At 35.5% G+C, this 19093-nt stretch carries 18 protein-coding genes; 14 read left to right on the top strand and 4 right to left on the bottom strand.

The window, feature by feature from the left end; translation table 11 throughout:
• The first annotated feature begins 76 nt into the window (after nucleotides 1-76).
• The 12 genes from leuA to E2R68_RS07740 all read left to right on the top strand — a co-directional run bounded on the left by leuA (nucleotide 77) and on the right by E2R68_RS07740 (nucleotide 11786).
• Nucleotides 77-1816 (top strand): 2-isopropylmalate synthase, encoded by a 1740-nt coding sequence (leuA, locus tag E2R68_RS07795; RefSeq protein WP_208380163.1) that lies wholly within the window; start codon nucleotides 77-79, stop codon nucleotides 1814-1816.
• A 127-nt stretch (nucleotides 1817-1943) separates the two neighbouring features.
• The gene (locus tag E2R68_RS07790; RefSeq protein ID WP_134277102.1) at nucleotides 1944-2636 is read left to right on the top strand and encodes a response regulator transcription factor; all 693 of its coding nucleotides are present in this window, start codon (nucleotides 1944-1946) and stop codon (nucleotides 2634-2636) included.
• A 422-nt stretch (nucleotides 2637-3058) separates the two neighbouring features.
• Complete coding sequence (locus tag E2R68_RS07785; protein WP_134277100.1) at nucleotides 3059-5188, top strand: TonB-dependent siderophore receptor; 2130 nt, start codon at nucleotides 3059-3061, stop codon at nucleotides 5186-5188.
• A gap of 146 nt (nucleotides 5189-5334) precedes the next feature.
• Nucleotides 5335-5982, top strand: coding sequence for a PepSY-associated TM helix domain-containing protein (locus E2R68_RS07780; RefSeq protein ID WP_134277098.1), 648 nt, complete (start codon nucleotides 5335-5337; stop codon nucleotides 5980-5982).
• Between the two features lie 65 nt (nucleotides 5983-6047).
• Entirely contained in the window at nucleotides 6048-6563 is a 516-nt protein-coding gene (locus E2R68_RS07775) for a DUF2271 domain-containing protein (RefSeq protein ID WP_134277096.1), read from the top strand.
• A 37-nt stretch (nucleotides 6564-6600) separates the two neighbouring features.
• Nucleotides 6601-7434, top strand: a complete 834-nt coding sequence (locus E2R68_RS07770) for a DUF4198 domain-containing protein (RefSeq protein ID WP_134277094.1) — start codon at nucleotides 6601-6603, stop codon at nucleotides 7432-7434.
• Entirely contained in the window at nucleotides 7434-7757 is a 324-nt protein-coding gene (locus E2R68_RS07765) for a hypothetical protein (protein WP_243834629.1), read from the top strand. Before E2R68_RS07770 ends, E2R68_RS07765 begins: the two co-directional genes overlap by 1 nt.
• Nucleotides 7754-8314, top strand: a complete 561-nt coding sequence (locus E2R68_RS07760; RefSeq protein ID WP_134277090.1) for a DUF6162 family protein — start codon at nucleotides 7754-7756, stop codon at nucleotides 8312-8314. The genes E2R68_RS07765 and E2R68_RS07760 overlap by 4 nt, the downstream gene beginning before the upstream one ends.
• Before the next feature lie 36 nt (nucleotides 8315-8350).
• A complete protein-coding gene (locus tag E2R68_RS07755; protein WP_134277088.1) occupies nucleotides 8351-9253 on the top strand; it encodes a metal ABC transporter solute-binding protein, Zn/Mn family in 903 nt (300 codons plus the stop codon).
• The gene (locus E2R68_RS07750; RefSeq protein WP_134277086.1) at nucleotides 9253-10005 is read left to right on the top strand and encodes a metal ABC transporter ATP-binding protein; all 753 of its coding nucleotides are present in this window, start codon (nucleotides 9253-9255) and stop codon (nucleotides 10003-10005) included. The genes E2R68_RS07755 and E2R68_RS07750 overlap by 1 nt, the downstream gene beginning before the upstream one ends.
• On the top strand, nucleotides 10005-10883 hold the full coding sequence (locus E2R68_RS07745) for a metal ABC transporter permease (RefSeq protein ID WP_134277085.1): 879 nt from the start codon (nucleotides 10005-10007) through the stop codon (nucleotides 10881-10883). Before E2R68_RS07750 ends, E2R68_RS07745 begins: the two co-directional genes overlap by 1 nt.
• A gap of 21 nt (nucleotides 10884-10904) precedes the next feature.
• Nucleotides 10905-11786: a metal ABC transporter substrate-binding protein gene (locus E2R68_RS07740; RefSeq protein WP_134277083.1), complete on the top strand. Its 882-nt coding sequence runs from the start codon at nucleotides 10905-10907 to the stop codon at nucleotides 11784-11786.
• 18 nt (nucleotides 11787-11804) lie between these two features.
• Here the strand turns inward: E2R68_RS07740 and E2R68_RS13890 are convergent, their stop codons facing one another.
• Nucleotides 11805-13265 (bottom strand): hypothetical protein, encoded by a 1461-nt coding sequence (locus E2R68_RS13890; RefSeq protein ID WP_166738829.1) that lies wholly within the window; start codon nucleotides 13263-13265, stop codon nucleotides 11805-11807.
• Nucleotides 13266-13577: 312 nt separating this feature from the next.
• Between E2R68_RS13890 and guaD the strand changes: the two genes are divergently transcribed.
• Together guaD and E2R68_RS07725 are read left to right on the top strand one after the other, a co-directional pair.
• Nucleotides 13578-14927, top strand: a complete 1350-nt coding sequence (gene guaD / locus E2R68_RS07730; protein WP_134277081.1) for a guanine deaminase — start codon at nucleotides 13578-13580, stop codon at nucleotides 14925-14927.
• Between the two features lie 35 nt (nucleotides 14928-14962).
• Nucleotides 14963-15541 carry a nucleoside triphosphate pyrophosphohydrolase family protein gene (locus E2R68_RS07725; RefSeq protein ID WP_134277079.1) on the top strand — a complete coding sequence of 193 codons (579 nt, stop codon included), beginning with the start codon at nucleotides 14963-14965 and terminating at the stop codon, nucleotides 15539-15541.
• 88 nt (nucleotides 15542-15629) lie between these two features.
• Here the strand turns inward: E2R68_RS07725 and E2R68_RS07720 are convergent, their stop codons facing one another.
• From E2R68_RS07720 to E2R68_RS07710, 3 genes are all read right to left on the bottom strand, one after another.
• Nucleotides 15630-16901 (bottom strand): sensor histidine kinase, encoded by a 1272-nt coding sequence (locus tag E2R68_RS07720; protein WP_134277077.1) that lies wholly within the window; start codon nucleotides 16899-16901, stop codon nucleotides 15630-15632.
• Nucleotides 16898-17596 carry a response regulator transcription factor gene (locus E2R68_RS07715; RefSeq protein WP_134277075.1) on the bottom strand — a complete coding sequence of 233 codons (699 nt, stop codon included), beginning with the start codon at nucleotides 17594-17596 and terminating at the stop codon, nucleotides 16898-16900. The genes E2R68_RS07720 and E2R68_RS07715 overlap by 4 nt, the downstream gene beginning before the upstream one ends.
• A gap of 182 nt (nucleotides 17597-17778) precedes the next feature.
• Nucleotides 17779-18918, bottom strand: a complete 1140-nt coding sequence (locus E2R68_RS07710; RefSeq protein ID WP_134277073.1) for a Na/Pi cotransporter family protein — start codon at nucleotides 18916-18918, stop codon at nucleotides 17779-17781.
• Nucleotides 18919-19093: the final 175 nt, after the last annotated feature.

Genomic DNA, 19093 nt, shown 5'->3' with positions numbered 1-19093 from the left:
CATTATTACTTTATCGTATGACAAACACCTGAAAGCCACTGCATGGCAAATCAGAAATAGTTTTAGGGAAATGCTTATGTCAGTTAATACTCAAACATCTCAGTTTAATCACAAAAAATACCGTGCTTTTACACCTATTCAAAAAACGGATAGACGTTGGCCTAATCAAATTATCAGTACTGCTCCGGACTGGTGTAGTGTTGATTTAAGAGATGGCAATCAAGCTCTTATTGAACCGATGAGTCCTAGCCAAAAACTAGAAATGTTTAAGCTATTAGTTGATGTCGGCTTTAAAGAAATTGAAGTTGGATTCCCAGCTGCCTCAGCACCAGACTTTGATTTTGTACGTCAATTGATCGAGCAAGATTTAATTCCTGATGATGTCACTATTCAAGTGTTAACTCAGGCAAGAGAGCCATTAATTGCACGTAGCTTTGAAGCATTAAAAGGCGCTAAAAAAGCGATTGTTCACTTATATAATTCAACTTCTACAGTACAACGTGAACAAGTTTTTAAAAAATCTACAGAAGAAATTAAAAGCATTGCAACTCAAGGTGCACTGTGGGTAAAAGAGATGGCTGCAGCACAACCTGAAACACGTTGGTCTTTCCAATATTCACCAGAAAGTTTTACCGGTACGGAAATGGATTATGCGCTTGAAGTATGTGATGCAGTGATTGCTGTTTGGCAACCAACGCCAGAAAATAAAGTTATTATAAATTTACCTGCCACTGTCGAAGTGTCGACACCTAATGTTTATGCAGACCAAATTGAATGGATTAATGACAATATTAGTCATCGAGATTCAGTGAAAATTAGCTTACATACTCATAATGACCGAGGTTGTGGTGTTGCTGCTGCGGAGCTAGGCGTATTAGCTGGAGCTGATAGGATCGAAGGTACATTATTAGGTAATGGTGAGCGTACTGGTAATATGGATATCGTGACTATGGCCATGAATATCTATAGCCAAGGTATTGATCCTGAATTAAATTTTTCAGATATGGATAGAATTATTGCCACCGTTGAACGTTGTACTCAATTAGCTGTTCACCCTCGTCATGCTTATGCAGGAGAGTTAGTTTTTGCTGCTTTTTCTGGTAGTCATCAAGATGCGATTAATAAATGTATGAGCATCGATGCAGAACAACGTAAAGTTGATCCTGATGCACATTGGCAAGTGGCTTATTTACCAATTGATCCACGCGATTTAGGACGAACTTATCAACAAGTGATCCGTATTAATAGTCAATCTGGTAAAGGCGGGGTAGCTTACGTACTTGAGCAAGATTATGGCATTCAAATGCCTCGCTGGATGCAAGTTGATTTTAGTCCTCATATTCAAACACATGCTGAGCAAAGTGAATCTGAAGTAGGTTCAGAAGCTATTCATCATATTTTTTCAACAACTTACTTAAACCCTAAACATGCGCCTAATATTAGTAATTACCAACTTAGCCGTGAAGGTAGCGTAGATACTTTATCTGCCGAATTACAATTCGATACCTCTATTGTTGAATTAACTGGCCAAGGCAAAGGGGTGTTAGATGCATTTGTAAAAGGATTAAGTGAAACAATTGGCCACGATATTGTGTTACTTGATTACAATGAGCATGCATTGCCGAGTATAGCGGGTGCTGAAAATGAACAGGCCGAAGCTATGGCGTATGTACAAATCAGTATTAAAGGCAGTCGTTATTGTGCCGCCGCTCATTGTGTTGATATTGTTACCGCATCAATGCAAGCAGTATTAAATGCATTAGGACGTAGTGATATTGATATAAAAGAGGTGGCACCTACTGCGCTTATTGCTTAATTGTGTTTTTTGATTGGTAATTTGTCTCATAATTGTTATGTGACAAATTATCTTTCATTTATTTGTTTGAATTATTAATGCTTTAAAGTACAATGAGAATCATTATCATTTGTTTTTTAGAGTAGTTATGTCACATATTGTCGTGGTTAATAATGATGTACAAAATAAACAATTATTAATCCAAGCTTTTAATAAAACTTCACATCAAGTTACTTATGTTAATGAGCATGAGAAAGTATTAAATTATCTTCAACAATGTGATGCTGACTTGATCCTATTAGATCATTGTTCTACACCTCAAGTAATGCTGCAATTAATAGAATCAATCAGCCAACGTTTTGCTATTCCTATTTTATTTTTAACCTCAGAAAAAGATGAAATAAATGCTATTGATGGATTACAAGCTGGGGCAGATCAATACATGATCAAGCCTTATTCTAATAAGTCTCTACTCGTACATATTGATGCTTTATTGCGACGTATAACTTTAGAAAAAAAACGTTTAGCTTTCCAACATTGCAGCCAGCAATTTTCTTTTAAAATATCTCGTTTGCCACTCACGGAAACGGAACAATTATTAGTGCAATATTTGAGTAAAAATAATGGTGATATTGTTTCTAAAGCAACACTACAAAAAAAGGTGCTTAAAAAAGAACTTTCCACCTTTGATCGAAATTTAGATGTTCATATTAGTAATATTCGCCGCAAAATGCTGAATGCGGGACTTTCTAAATTACATATTCAAACAGTGCATGGAAAGGGTTATAGCTTTTGTGAAAAAGTTGCTCAGTTTTCTTTTGCTTTTCTTTCTTTTTTGTAAATAATTTCTTGCTCAAAATAACTCATTTTTTACTTATGAATTTCGTAAATGGAACAACTGTTTACACCTCCTATTAAATATTTTCTGCGTGAAATTTAGATCATATCGTTCATAAAATGACGATTAAAATTAATTTTAGTTAACACCCATTACTCTCCATGAGACTGCACTCACTTATCCCACTACTTGCTTAACTACTTTATTTTGTAAATTAAAACAATTGCTTACCTTAAATTTAACGATTGAAATTTTTCCTGAAATTAGTTTTTACAATAAATATTTATATGTAAAGAATGTAAGTTTGTTGTTATTGATAATTATTATCATATAGATTCCTGTTTCTTCCATTCATACATGTGATTTATCACTCAAATGGAATTGAGAAAAATACAAAATTAATTAGCGCTTTGGAGTAAGGGAATATGTTTAATAAAAGTCAGTTGGCAATGTTTGTAGGGACAGCACTAACTTCATCAATGTTTTATGTTAATGCTGCAGAAACAAGTATTGATGTGGATCCTGAGCAAACAATGGTTGTAACAGGAGAGCGAGCTAATTATAAAGATGATACCAATACTGGTTCGATGCGTATGGAGATGACTCAGCTTGAAACTCCAGGACAAGTAACCGTCATTGATGAACAATTAATTGAAGAGCAACGAGCGACATCATTAAGCCAAGTTTTAAAGAATGACTCAAGTGTATCGGCAGGAGGTAATAGTCGTAATCGTGAACGTTTTTCTTTACGTGGTTTTGAATTAGAGAGCAGTAGTGGTTTTTTACGTGACGGTAAGCAACAATGGGCTCATTACCGTCTGCCTGTTGAGTTGTTAGAATCTGTTGAAGTTTTAAAAGGGCCAGCAAGTTTATTATATGGACAATCTGCGCCGGGTGGTTTAATCAATATGGTTTCTAAAAAACCAACTGCAGAAACTCACGTTGTATTCAGTCAGGATATTGGTTCAAATAATGATACGCGTAGCACAATTGATATCAGCGGTTCATTAAATGAAGCTAAAACATTACGTAGTCGTTTAGTTTTATCACAACAAAATATGGAATCATGGCGCAGTTATAGTGATGGTTCTACTCCTACTACGGATCGTTTTGTTGGTGGATTATTTGTTGATTATGATTTGAATGATGCAATTACTGTTTCTTTTCATTATGACCGTACAGATGATAATGGCGGCGTTGATTCTGGTGCTTACATTAAAGATGATAAAACAGTACTTGGTGATAAATATATTTGGGATGCTCAGTGGTCAAATATAGAAAATGAAGTTGAGAATATTGGAGTTGATGTGGCTGCACAATTAAGTGATAACTGGTCACTTAATGTTGGTTTTAATTACCAAGACTTTAAGCGTCATGATGTAGAAAGTTATCCGCGAGAAGAAACCTATGACCCAACAACTAACACTTATACCCAAGGTGGTAATGATCGAAGTGACAACTGGATTTATAGAACAGCAAATATTGATTTAGTTGGTGAGTTTCAAACAGGTGGTATTGGACACCAATTATTAATCGGTAGTAACTGGTTAGGTCAGAGCTATGATCGTGTTCAGTATTCATTAGTAGGATCGACAACAACGCCAGGCCAACCAACGGCATCACCTGAAATTGATACAACTGCTAGTGTTAGAACCTCTAATACTGAGTATGAACAAGTTGGTGTCTATATCCAAGACATGGTAACACTTAATGATCAATGGCAAGTCTTAGGTGGCCTTCGTTATGATCTTAAAGTGACACCAGGAAGTAATGGCGAATCAGATGAAAAATTAGATGCGGTTGTACCTAAATTAGCCCTAATTTATCATCCTGCAAGTAATGGTTCTATCTATCTAACTTACTCTGAAAGTTTTGAACCTTTATCTGATGTTTCAGATACTAATGCAACTAATGATGGGGCTAAATTAGATCCAGTTACCGGTAAACTTTATGAGTTAGGTAGTAAATGGGAACTGTTTGATAACCGTCTATATACTTCTGCTGCTATTTTCCAAATTAGTGAAGAAAATTCAACAATCAATGTTGATAAAGGTAATGGTAACTACGAAGTTACTCAAGCGGGTGAGCGTATTCACCGTGGTGCTGAATTAACATTACAAGGTAATTTAACTACTGATTTATCATTAAGTGGAACAGGTACTTACTTGAATGCTGAATATACTAAGGATGCAAACTACCAAGGTAATCGTCCTGCAGACGTGCCTGAATTATCTGCTAGCCTTTGGTCTCGTTATCAAGTAACTCATAATACCGATCTTAATGTTGGTGCTATTTATGTTGGTGAGCGATTTGGTGATGCTGCAAATACCTTCAAAAAAGATGCTTATACCCGTTTCGATCTAGGTGTTGCTCATCATTTACAATATGACCAAAATTTAGAAATGGTATTTCGTTTTAACGTAGAAAATGTCTTTGATACTAGTTATTACGGTGGCGGTGGTTCTACCAGTGATGACTATACAAATAATGGTGCCCAAAATGTTGTACTGGGTGAAGGTCGCAACTTTATGGCTTCAGTACAAGTTCGTTACTAATTACCTTTAGTTACTACTACGAATAGAAACGACTAGGTCACTAGTCGTTTTATAACCCCTGATATAAATGTAAAGAATGTAAGTTTAATTAGAACTTAAATGATAATGAGTTACATTTGCATTTTAAAATTAACCACACAATGAATATGTCTAATACCATCACAACTTCGCTTAAAAATAAAAAAGTACAGCTTTGGGCTCGTCGCTTACATGTCTATGTTTCGATGTCATTATTGTTGGTTGTACTGTTTTTTTCGTTAACAGGGATCACCTTAAATCGTCCTCAACTCTTTGTAAGTGAAAAACCTCAAATTGAAAACAGTGAACTGATCATGCCTGCTCACTTTTTTAATATTGAGGAAGGACGCCTAAATATAGAGAAACCATTATTGTTGGACTTCTTAGCTACTCAAGGAAATTTATCTGGCAAACCTTCTGAACTGCAATTGTTTAGTGATGTGCAAAATGGAGAGTTACTTGAAGGAGAAATCTCTCTCGATTACAAAGGTCCTGGTTATAACAGTACTGTCTTTATCGATTTAGTGAGTCGACAAGTTGAAATTGAAACAAGTCACTATGGGCTTATTGCAGTATTAAATGATCTACATAAAGGGCGAAATAGTGGTCAGGTATGGGCTTGGTTTATTGATATTAGTGCGTTGTTAATGGTGTTTTTTGTTGTAACTGGAGTGTGTTTGTTAGTGCCTAAGAAAAAGAGTTTTCGTCTTGGACTGAAATGGACTGCATTGGGTTCTATTGCCAGTCTGTTGATCTTTTTCTTGGCAGTACCTTAGTGTTATTTGTTGTTGAGTGCAGCATCGAAAATGATCGCATTGATATCTGATTGAGAATGTAAAAAATGAAAATTAAAAATATAAGTTACTTGTTGTTTGCTCTTTGTATTGCTTTACCAAGCTGGGCTAAAACAATTCCTGATAATGCCACTTTGGATGTACATCTTGAGTTGCCGGTTATTGAAACTACTAGTTATGCGAGACCTTATGTTGCGGTCTGGCTTGAGAATGAACAAAAAAAATCAGTTCGTACTTTGCAACTTTGGGTGGGTAAGGATGATTGGCTAAAAGATCTACGCAGCTGGTGGAGAAAAGTTGGACGAAATGATCGTCAATTAGTCGATGCCGTGACTTCTGCTTCTCGACCTGCAGGGAAATACCGTTTTACTTGGGATGGTTTGAATGACCAAGGTGAACGTATAGAGCAAGGTGAATACACGCTTTATATTGAAGTTGTTCGTGAGCATGGAGGGCGAAATATTTTACGTCAAAAACTACAACTATTTGAAAATGGTTTTAGTAAACAGCTAAAACCGACACAAGAAACTGGGCTGATAACCCTTAAGTATCGAACTAAATAGAATAATGTCCGTTTAAAATTATTAATTGAGAGTCAAAATGTTAAATAAAAAAATCAATGTATTAGCCGTTGCTTGCACTATGTTAGCTGGCGCTGCTTTTTCTAGTGCTGCAAGCGCACATACTCGTTGGGTATTACCGTCAAACTTTACCGTTTCAACAGAAGGAGGTGAATGGTTAACTTTTGATGTGACGGCTGCTAATGCAACTTTTGTATTTGATAAACCTGCCGGCAGTGAAAATGCGCGAATCATTATGCCTGATGGCCGTAAAGAGCGACCAAATTTTGTATTACGTGGTAAACGCCGATCTGTATTCGATTTTGAATTTATTGAAGCAGGCACACATAAAGTAACCATCAATAATGAGCCAAGTTACTTCACTCGATTTAAAGCAGGGCGTCGTGATACTCCTAAGAGAATGCGTGCCAATAAAATTGACCGTGTTGCCCTTTTACCAAAAGAGTCTAGAGATGTAGAAACAGCGGTGATGTTTACTCGCGTAGAAAGCTATATCACTGTGGGAAAACCCAATACCAAGGCATTTGAGTTAGAAGGTAAGTATTTAGAGTTAATGCCAATTACTCACCCATCAGATATCGTGGCTGAAGAGCCTGTTCGTTTGCAGCTTTTCTTTAACGGTAAAGCTCAAGCGGGTGTTGAAGTTGAAGTCGTTCGTGAAGGTATGATTTATCGTAATCAACAAGAAGAAGTAAAGGTCGTTAGTGATGAAAAAGGATTTGTTACTTTTACACCTGAAATTGCAGGGCGATACCTGTTAGTTGCAAAACATCAGGATGTATTAGTTGATAATCAATTTGCAGACAAAATGATGGCGAGCGTAAACCTAACTTTTGAAGCGGTATTACCATAGTGAGCAATTTTAACTTATTAAGGAATGCCTGTGGCGTTCCTCTATTATTTTTTAGTCAGTTTGCTTTTGCACATTTTCCTTTGATGCAATGTTGGTATCAAGGCGAAATGATCGAATGTGAAGCGGGTTATAGTGATGGTAGCACTGCCGTTGATTATCAAATCAATATGTTTGATTACGATGATAATTTAATTGCTAAAGTGCAAACAGATAATCGTTCTATTGCTACTTTTACTAAAACAACGGATGAGTTTTATATTGTCTTCGATTCTGGTCATGAAAGCCCTGTTGAAGTTGATAGTGTTGAGATTTCAGAAAAATGATAATTCAAGCTGTAGTGAGTGAAAATAAAGGACAAGAAGGTGCTTGGATCAGCGCCTTATGCGTCCTTATTCTTTTATTAGGGGCAATATTATTACCTTATAATAGTACTGGCCATCAGCATCAAACTATCGAACCGCATCAAGTTCTAATTACTTCTTTAACGCCTCCGCCATTATCTATGATCTCAGAATTGCGTCTTGCTCATGAAGAGATCCGTTATTTTTATCAAGCTAATCAAACCTGGTTATCGGTTAATCAATTGGAGCAAGATTGGATTGCTCCTTTTGTCAAAGACAAAAGCTGGGAGCATCAAGGTAAGCATATTTGGGTACAAGTGGCCGATGGTGTTTATCAAAGTGAACCGACTAATGATAGCGCGCGTTATATTTTAATTAGTCAACATGAGCAACTTGATATTTGGATTGACCTTAAGCAGCAAGCGCAACCTATTAACCTTGAAGATGGCTTTGCTTTCAATACTGCTTTTCTTATTAAAGCTGGTTGGACTCAAGTGGTTTTTGAGTCAGATAATCATCATGCAAACCATCAACATTGATAAATATATATCAATTAACTAACGAGATTATTTTCCATGTTTAAAAAGCTATTTTTAAGTTTGTTATTAGTACTTTATAGTACAGCAAGCTTGGCGGATAAGTTGATTGTTGGGATCACCTTGCAACCTTATTATAGTTATGTAAAAGCGGTTGTTGGTGATCGTGTTGAAATATTGCCTTTAGTTGATGAGGGGTTTAATCCACATAACTATCAGCCACAAGCGAATGATTTACGTCGTTTAAACAAAATGGATATCATTGTGGTCAATGGTATTGGTCATGATGATTTTGCTTTGAAAGTAATTGATGCAGCTAACCGTAGTGATTTGATTGTTATTCAAGCGAATAAAGATGTTCCTTTATTGCCTGCAATGGGGCAATCAGTGGGTAATGGTGTAGTTAATCCACATACGTTTGTTGGCATCTCTACTACTATTCAAAAGGTTTATACCATTGCTAATGAAATGGCGAAAATCGACCCTCCTAATGCTGCTTTTTATCGTGCAAATGCACGAGCTTATGCAATGAAATTTAGAAAAATGAAGCATCAAGCAATGCAAGAATTAAGTGATATCAATACAGTAGGTATGAAAGTGGCAACAACACATAATGCTTATGGTTACATTCTGCAGGAGTTTGGTGTTGAAGTTTCAGCTGTTATTGAGCCTGCGCACGGTGTTGAGCCAAGTGCGAGTCAATTACAAGAAACCATAGAAAAAATTAGAGACTCAAATATCGATGTCTTATTTTATGAGTTAAATATGCCTAATCGTTATGTTGATACTATTGAAAAAGAAACGGGCATTAAATTATACCGCTTTTCACACATGACACATGGAGCCTACAAAGCCAATAAAGTAGAGATAGAAATGCATGACAATATACAAACTTTGGTTGAAGCAATGAAATTTACTGCTCAGCAAAAAGGAGGTGTTTAATGGGGCCTTCAATTTCACTGCAAAGTGTGAGTTTACGTTATGAAAATAACTGTATATTAGAAAATATTTCATTAACGCTTGATGCAGGAAAGTGCCATGTGATCATGGGACCAAATGGAGGTGGTAAAACTTCACTTTTACGTTCTATGTTAGGTCTGACTCCTTTTAAAGGAGGTATCAATATTCATTGGTCAGAAAATCCTGGAAAGGTGGGGTATGTTCCTCAAAAGGCAACCTTTGAACCTAGTTTACCTTTAACCGTATTAGATTTTATTTTGCTTAATCAAAGCCGTTCTCCGTTATTTTTTAACTTTAATAAAAAGCATAAAACAAAAGCATTACTGCAGTTAGCAAGAGTTGGCATGGCTGATCGGGCTATGTTAAGAATGGGGCAACTTTCAGGAGGTGAGCAACAGCGTGTTCTGTTTGCACAAGCTTTATTAGATACCCCTGATCTATTAATTTTAGATGAGCCAACTAATGGTATGGACGATCAAGGTGTGCGTTATTTTGAATCGCTGATTGTTGAGTTAGTGAAAGAAAATAAAACAATTATTATTGTGCATCATGACATCAGCGCAGTACGCCGTTTAGAAGCCACTGTGCATGTAGTGAATGGTGAATTATTAGAAAGTGGCGATGCGAGTGAAGTATTGAAAGCACATAAAATAGAACAACTTTTTAATCATTACCGAGCGACGTCTTGTCTTAACTCTACTCAAATTCACCCACATAATAATGAGGTCGCATAATGGATTGGTTACGTTTAGTCGCTAGTCAAGGTGCTGAAGCGGGTTGGTTAAGTGAAAGTTTTTCTTATGCTTTTATGGTTAATGCGTTAGTTGCTGCTTTATTAGTAGGGCCGTTATTAGGTGGATTAGGCACCTTGGTCATCGCCAAACGTTTGGCTTTCTTTTCTGAAGCAGTTGGTCATGCTGCTTTGACTGGTATTGCGATTGGAGTTTTATTGGGCGAACCACCTGAAAATCCTATTATTGGTTTATTCTGCTTTTGTATGCTGTTTGCTTTGTTGCTGCACTTTGTGCGTAATCGTACCGCAGTACCTTATGATACTTTAGTGGGTGTTTTCCTTGCTGTTGCTCTTGCTGGTGGTGCAGCCCTATTGATGTATGTTGCGCGCAAAATAAATATTCACATGTTAGAAAATGTTTTATTTGGTTCGATTTTAACTATTACTGATTTTGATTTGTTAGTGCTAGCCATCAGTTGTACTTTGATTGTAGTTGGATTGATGTTTACTTTTAATCGAATTTTACTGGCTTCAATTAGTCCTGATATTGCGAAAGTGCGTGGCCATAATACCCATTTTTATGATTACTTATTTGTCATGATGATCACCTTAGTCACTATTGCTGCGGTTAAAATTGTTGGTGCGGTATTAGTTGGAGCCTTGTTATTAATTCCAGGTGCGACAGCACGTTTAATGACTAAAAGTATGGGCAGTTTTGTGTTGTTATCTTCAGCATTAGCAACCTTAAGTTGTTTGATTGGTACATTATTGCCTATGGAGTTGAAGTTACCTATCCCATCGGGTGCTTCAATTATATTAGTTGCAGCCACTTTCTTTTTAATCGCGACAATGTATCGCATCATATTGCAGCGTAGATAAATAACGCAACTAAGGTCATGGATGAAAACGTTGATACAAAAAAATAGACTCTATAAATTACTCTTGTGTATTGTTGCTTTATTGCCTACTCAGCTATGGGCGAAAGATATTTTAACCACAGCCCCTGTTACTTATATGATTGCAACACAGTTAATGAAAGGTTCCCCTATAACAACAAGTTATCTGGCACCAAAACGTTATGGTATTGAGCGTTTAAATAATTGGTATATGAGTAAAGGAACGGAAAAAGCATTACACGCAGGTAAAGAAGCGACTGTTGCTATTACGTTAAAGGCTTTATGGCCACAAGATCCTCTGTTTATTTATGCTCGTCAGGGAAATATTAAACTCATCGAGATTGATGCTTCACAATCCCTGGCTCCTTTAGCAAAAGGAGTGGCTACAGTGACGTTGAATAATGGTAAAAGTTCGATTTATGCTTGGTTGAATCCTAATAATCTAGGAACAATGTTAAGTATTGTAAGTGATGACTTACAAAAAATTTGGCCTGAATATGCAACTTTGATTGAAAAAAATCAGCAGCGATTATTAGTGGATATTCGCTTGTTAATTAATCAGCAACAGCAAGTTTTGTTTGATAAAGAGATTGATTCAGTTGTGCTTTTATCTGAACAATTAGAAGATTTTTCTTCTGCTAATCAGTTATTTGTTGTGAAACGTTTATTTAAAGCAGAATTAGAGTGGACTGAACAAGATAAATTAGTATTAAAAACATTATTAAAAGAGTCTCCTCATTTGTGGTTGTTAACGAGTAGAAAAGTTTCTAAAAATTTACGTGAATTGTTACCTGATTTTAAAAATATTTTAGTGGTGGATAGTATTGATCGTTGGGGAAGTATTGGCATTAATAACCAACACCCATTACAGCGTTGGTTATTTTAAAGGGCAAGTTTATCGCCCTTATAAGCGTTTTTTGATATGTAGCAGAGCATGTAGTTTAGATTGATACTTTTGATCTGCTTTATCTTTAATTTTTGCTTCTCCCGCTTTGACAATATCAATGATACCGGAACGATTTAAGGTTATTTTATAACGTTCAAATTGCGCCAGATATTCTCCTTGATCAAGGGCGACAATAATATTGATTTGATAACGTCGTTCAATAGAAGTACTTTGAATTTTTTCCCTGTTAGTGGTGCTATCTAAACGTTCAAATACTTTTCCAGTGCCACCTTCAACATAACGAGTTAATGGACGTAAATTAAATACGATATTTTCTTCCATTGTGTCGTAACCAGGTTGAAAGCCACTTTTGCTTACTCTCGTTTCAATACGGAAATGTAATAACTCTGCACTTTGTTTATTCTGTGTATGGCGCTCTGCGAGTAAGTCCTTACTTTGTTGAGGTAGTTTTTTACTTTTACTGTAATCTAACCAAACTTTTTGCTTTGCTATTTCATGTTTATTGGTGGAGTCTAATAAAGTGCGAGACCATTTAGGTTTACCGGTTCGTATCCAGCGCCATAAGATATTTTTAAAATCATCTTTAAACACTTCGCGTGCGCCATAAATGATCGCTAATAAGAAAATCATCAAAGCTGTTAATTGGCTAAAGGCACCTTGCGTTTTAATAATTAGAATTAGCACAACACTCATTAATAAAGCCGTTGCAATGCCGGTAACAAATTTACGTGTGATATTACCTAATACGACAGTTTTGCTTTTGAAAATGACACTGTATTCAATTAAGCGTCGTAATAAGCGCATTTTATTAGCTATTCGATTTGCGTCTTTTAAAGTTGCTTCCGAGTTATAAGCATTTTTTTTACGGTATTGGCTTTCTTCGTCACAGATGGTGAGTAAAGCTAAACGTGTTTCTGAAAATTCAGAATGACGGGGTTTTTTAGATAACATGAGCATAATAGTTTGCTCGGTATACCAAGAAAGATAATTATCTACATTTTCATAAATGGGAATTAGTTTCGCACGAGTAGGTTGGTGGCTACGGTGCTTTTTTAGAATATCTAAACAGTGCTCCGTTAATTCAACCATAGCATGATAGAAATCACCTAGTCCTTCACTATCATCAATCGCTAATACTTCATTCGCATCAGTATCTAGTGCCGTAATATATTGATAAGCAAAAAGATTTAGGTTGGTTCTATATTCAGCAAGAGAACGTTTCATACGACTTGCAAAACGACGATGCAATAAGGGTAAATGCAGGCCTTTGGTATAATAGGCTCTACGACCTTTTATACCTGCATTAAAATAATCAACTTCAGATAGTGTATCTTTATTAATTCCCATCTCTTTTGGTAACGAAAAATATAAATCAATCCGTCTGAATTCTCTCATTTTCATATGATGAGTTAATTTAATTGATAATTTATCTTCTTGTTTAAGAGTGAACTTTGGCAATTAATATCTCCTTGATTAAACAGCAGTATATCCCGATTAAAACAGCTTGTAATGAGTTTGTATTATAAAAAATATAGCATTTAGCGGTACTTATTTTTATTTAATTCTATGTAAACAATTTTGCTGACGTTCAAGTTTTATTATTTACACTATGATTATTTCAGGCGTATTTATTATTGCACATTATATTAGTGTTATTGCCACAGTATGAATATGCTTAATATCAATTATTAGTTCTAAAACAAAAGGTTAGTTGGCATGAGTCAAAAATTCGCGTTGTGAGCCTATTCAATTTAACGCTTGGAGTTTTTTATGGAACAACAGTTACCAGCTAGCACTAACATAGTTGCTATTAGAGCTAGTTTTTTACATTTTATTGAAGATCCTGCAAAGGTTGAGCAAGTTGATCGGGCTTATCAATTTATCTTAGATGGTTTGATGATTGTTAATGAAGGTAAAGTTCAATCATTAACATTATTTACTGAAGAAGAGGCGGAGTTATACAGCAATATTGAAGATAAACGAGGTAAGTTAATTATTCCCGGTTTTATTGATACTCATGTCCATTACCCACAAACTCAAATGATCGCAGCTTATGGTGATCAGCTATTAGAATGGTTAGAAAATTATACTTTTCTAACGGAAAAACAGTTTTCAAATAAAGAGTATGCACAAAAAATAGCTAAGTTCTTTATTAATGAACTATTAAAGAACGGCACAACGAGTGCATTAGTTTTTGGAACTGTTCATTCCGAGTCTATTGATGCGCTTTTTGAAGAAGCACAAAAAATAGATATGCGATTAATTGCAGGTAAAGTGATGATGGATAGAAATGCGCCTGACTACTTATTAGATACTGCCCAATCAAGCTATGATGAATCTAAAGCTCTCATTGAAAAGTGGCATAATAAAGGGCGTTTACAGTATGCCATTACCCCGCGATTTGCTCCTACTTCTTCTCCTTTGCAATTACAGGCAGCGGGAAAATTAAAATCAGAATATCCTGATGTTTATGTGCATACGCATTTATCTGAAAATAAGAATGAAATTGAATGGGTTAAATCTTTGTTTCCAGAGCGAGAAGGGTATTTTGATGTTTATGCACATCATGGGTTAACTGGGCATAAATCAATATTTGCTCATTGTTTACACCTCACGGATAAAGAGTGGCTGGCATTTTCTAGCAGCAATTCAGTTATTTCATTTTGTCCTACTTCTAATTTGTTTCTAGGCAGCGGGTTATTTGATTTAGATAAAGCAGAAAAAAATAATATTAGAGTGGGCTTAGGTACTGACGTAGGAGCGGGCACTAGTTTCTCTCAATTTACCTCATTAAATGAAGCCTATAAAATTATGCAATTACAAGGGCAAAAATTATCAGTTTTTAAAGGTTTATATTTAGCCACATTAGGCAGTGCTAAATCACTTAGTCTCGATGATCAAGTAGGTAATTTTGAGGTAGGAAAAGAAGCTGATTTTGTTGTATTAAATTGGGCTGCAACGGACCTTCAAAAATTACGTCAACAATCTTCAACAACACTTGAAGATAAATTATTTGCATTAATGATGTTAGCGGATGATCGTAATATTGCTGAAACCTATATCACAGGAAAGTTAGTTTATAGTGCAAATAAATACAGCGGTAAAAAGAGTGATTTCTGATAATATCTCTTGGTTATTTAAAGATAGGAAAAAGCATGAAATTAACTCAATTAACGCCTACTATGTATCAAAAATTATATCGTGATATTACACAGTTCAGAGAAACCTTTGATTTACCTTGTTCATCCCCTGAAAGTTTAGATGAAAAAGCAGACGCTCTACATACTTCATTAATTATTGAAGAGCTAACAGAATTAGCTGAAGCACCTTGTAAAGTGGAGCAAGCAGATGCCATTGTAGATAGTATTTATGTATTAATGGGCCGTTTAGTTCATTTAGGAGATAGTAAAGTTACTGATAATCTGGCTATCAGTTATCTGATTGACCTATTTTTAAATGTAGCCAAACAACGTGCAATTGATTTTCTACCATGTTGGGATGAAGTACATTCAAGTAATATGAGTAAAGTGTGCCGTAACCCAAGTGAATATGCTGAAACAAAAGCTTTTTATGCTAAACAAGGCGTAAAATTAGTGGACAGTATTAAAGGTGAATTTATCATTGCCAAGTGTGCTGAAGATGTGCAATTAGAGGGTAAATTAGTACGTCAGGGTAAAGTACTTAAATCTGTCTTCTATCGCCCTGCGAATTTAACACCTCTGGTGAATGACTAATTTAGATTGAAAATTTTCGGTTAACTAAAGCTCTGAAAATGTAGTCTAGGATAGTAATCGAGTTAATTTAAAGCAGTCGCTTTTAGCATTAACTCGATTCAGAATCGATATTAAAATCAATCTCCACATAATGGCCATTATCAGTCGCTATATTTTTATATTTCCAACCATAATGCTGTACCAGTCGTTTAGTTAATTCCAGCCCTAAACCAAATCCTAATTCATCTTGGTTATTCTCACCTTTAACATTTTTGTTGCTAATAATAAGGTTTGTCTTATTTTGTTTGATTGTGACACTACCTTCTGCCGTGTGCTGTAAGGCATTTCTAATTAAATTAGTGATCACAATGCGACACAATGCTTGCGGTAAAATATGGCTACTTTGATCCGTTATTATGGAAACCTCAACATCTTTTCCAGTTAGTAAATAAGCTAACTCTTCTAATAGTTGATTGGTTAATAAACCAATTTCTATTGATTTTGAAGGAATAGATTTATCCGACTGACGATTCAACCATAATAAGGTTTCAGTAAGATCTGTCATGGTAACACTAGCCCTTTCTATTCTATCTAAAACTTGAAGTTGTTTTTCAGGGCTAATATTTTTTGAGATCATTTTGCGTAATAATTCGGTATTAGTACGAGTGACGGCAATGGGGGTCCGTAATTCATGACTTGCATAACCTAAAAACTGTTGCTCTCTATCTAAACTTTCTTGTACAGATACTAGACTTGATTGCACAATGGCTGCTAACTTATTGAATTCACTATAATGAAAGTCTGGTGTAGTTTGTACTAACTCTTTTCTATTTAATTTTTTAGTCCAACTCATTAATTTTTCAACGGGAGTGGTGACCTTTCGTAAAATAAAATAAGGGACTAAGGAAAATAGGAGCATAACAACAAGTGCAATAAATATAAGGTATAAAAACTGCGAAGGATTATTTTCTATGGGTATCCTTTCTTCAGCTTTTGAAAACATTGAGGATACATAACGAGTTTGACCATCGTAATTTAGCTTAAGTGCAAAGTATCCTGCTTCAGGACGAGAAAATGGAGGATTACCAACAATATGTTTAAGTAATTCTCCTTCTACTAAGTCTGTTTGATTAAGGTGATTTTTAATTGGATCTGGTAGATCTTGCCAGCGGTTAGCAATGACAAAATCATTAATCATCACAGGTTCAGCATCATTCACTGGTTGTTTATATGCTTGTGAACGCATTGTGTTAAGCATATAGAAATCAATACCGTCTAAAAAATATTTGAAGCTAACCACTGACATAATAGAGATAGTAGCGATGCCTGCCATAATGGTCATGGCGAGAAAATAGAGCTTTAAACTGGGTTTTATTTTCATGGGGTAGACTCACCTTTTAATGCAAAACCATAGCCGACAATAGTATGGATGAGTTTTTTATTCTTATCATTTATCTCTCCATCGATGATTTTTCTTAAATTAAACATATGTACTTTGAGACTGTTACTATCTGGTTGATCATTCCCCCAAACACTTTGTATTAATTTATCTCTGCTTACTGGCTCCGGGCTAGCTAACATAAGTGTTTCTAAAATTTTGAAATTGATAGGGGATAACTTTAGAGGCATGGTGTTGCGGGCAATCGTTTGCTGTTTTGTATCTAATTCAAGACCGCATATTGCTAATTTTTGCATTTGCCCACTACGTCGACGTGATAAGACTTGCACTCGAACAATCAACTCTTCCATGGCAAAGGGTTTAACTAAGTAGTCATCCGCTCCTTTTGAAAAACCTTCTAATTTATCATCAAGTGTATCTTTTGCGGTAAGCATTAAAATAGGGACATCAATACCTTGTGATCGTAGTTTTTCACACACTTCTAGACCGCTCATTTTAGGCATATTTAAATCTAAAATAACCACATCATAATGATTGGATTGGATCAAGTTGAAGCCGGATAAACCATTTGATGCATGATCACAGTTAATTTTATCAAGCTCAAAATAATCAATGATTGCAGTGGCTAAATCGATATCATCTTCTACTAATAATAACTGTAATTTATCTGTATCCATGCTCACCTCTATTGATTATTTTTAATACTTTATATTAGGTAAATAAAATAACAATAGCGGGGTTAATTATTGGTTAAGCTGAAATGCTATTAAGCTGCTGAATTTTTATTTATATAAAAAAAGCGACTCCAAAGAGTCGCTTTATAATTACATGCAGATTTTAAATTTTGTTAAATAATGGCTTAACGCACGCCCACTAAGATTAATCCAGGTAAGACAAAGAAAGCACCAATAACATATCCTAAAGCGAGTAGTTTATTTTTAGTGCCCACTTCAGCTAGTCGTTCTGCTCCCTTGATTGGTAAGTCACGTAAGAATGGTGTTCCGTAAATAACTAATACTGAAAGGGCATTGAAGTAGAAGTGTACTAAAGCAATCGTTAATGCAGCTTCAGCCATTGTTCCTGAAATAGCAGTTGCTGCTAACAATGCAGTAATTGTTGTACCAATATTAGCACCAAGCGTGAATGGGTATATTTGACGAGTAGTAAACATGCCACTGCCCGCTAATGGGATCATTAAACTTGTTGTCGTTGATGATGATTGCACCATCACAGTCACTAATGCGCCTGAGCTAATACCTGCAACAGGGCCTTTACCAATTGCGTTATGAAGGATATTTTTTGCTTTGCCTACTAATACTTTTTTCAGTACTTTTCCTAAAAAAGCAACAGAGAATAAGATAAGAGCAATACCAGCGACAACCATTGCAATTCCTGCCATTTTCCCTGGTATTATTGAAGCCATGTCTGAAATTAAGTCTACACCTGGTTTTGTTAAAGGTTTCATAAAGTTAAAACCTTTCATGGACATATCTGCACTACCAATTAATAGATGAGAAGTTGCAGCTGATATTTTTTCTAATAAATGGAACATTAACTCAAGTGGTAAGAAGATAATAACTGCAATTAAGTTAAAGAAATCATGCACAGTGGCCGCACTGAAAGCACGTTTAAAGTCTTCGTTATTACGTACATGCCCAATTGATACAATAGAGTTAGTAATGGTTGTACCAACATTTGCCCCCATGATAATTGGAATGGCAATTGATACAGGTAAACCACCTGCAACTAAACCTACGGTGACAGCTGTAACAGTTGAAGAAGACTGCACTAATGCGGTTGCTAAAATACCTAGAATTAATGCTATTAATGGGTTGCTTGCAAATTGAAATATTTGCTCTGCACCTGCTGAACCACCTGAGAATATTTTAAAGCCACCACTGACACTGCTGACGGCAACTAACATGCAATATACTAAAAAGACGACTGCAGACCAGTTAAAAAGTTTATTTAATGTTGTGGTGTTATCTTGGTTATTCATTTTATAAGCCTATTGATTGAAGCTGTTTTGTATCTAAATTTTATGAGGGGGATTAGAACAGAGTTTTGTTACAGAATTATTTCAGTTGAAATAAAACAGAAGGAATAAAGCGAGTAAGTAGTTTTATAAGGTGAGTTTTTGATGTTTACTTTGGCTTGAACAGCTGAAATACATA

The sequence above is a fragment of the Psychromonas algarum genome, assembly GCF_004376845.1.
Taxonomy (GTDB): Bacteria; Pseudomonadota; Gammaproteobacteria; order Enterobacterales; family Psychromonadaceae; genus Psychromonas.
The sequence above is the reverse complement of the archived record's forward strand: the minus strand, read 5'-3'. Positions and strand labels throughout refer to the sequence as shown.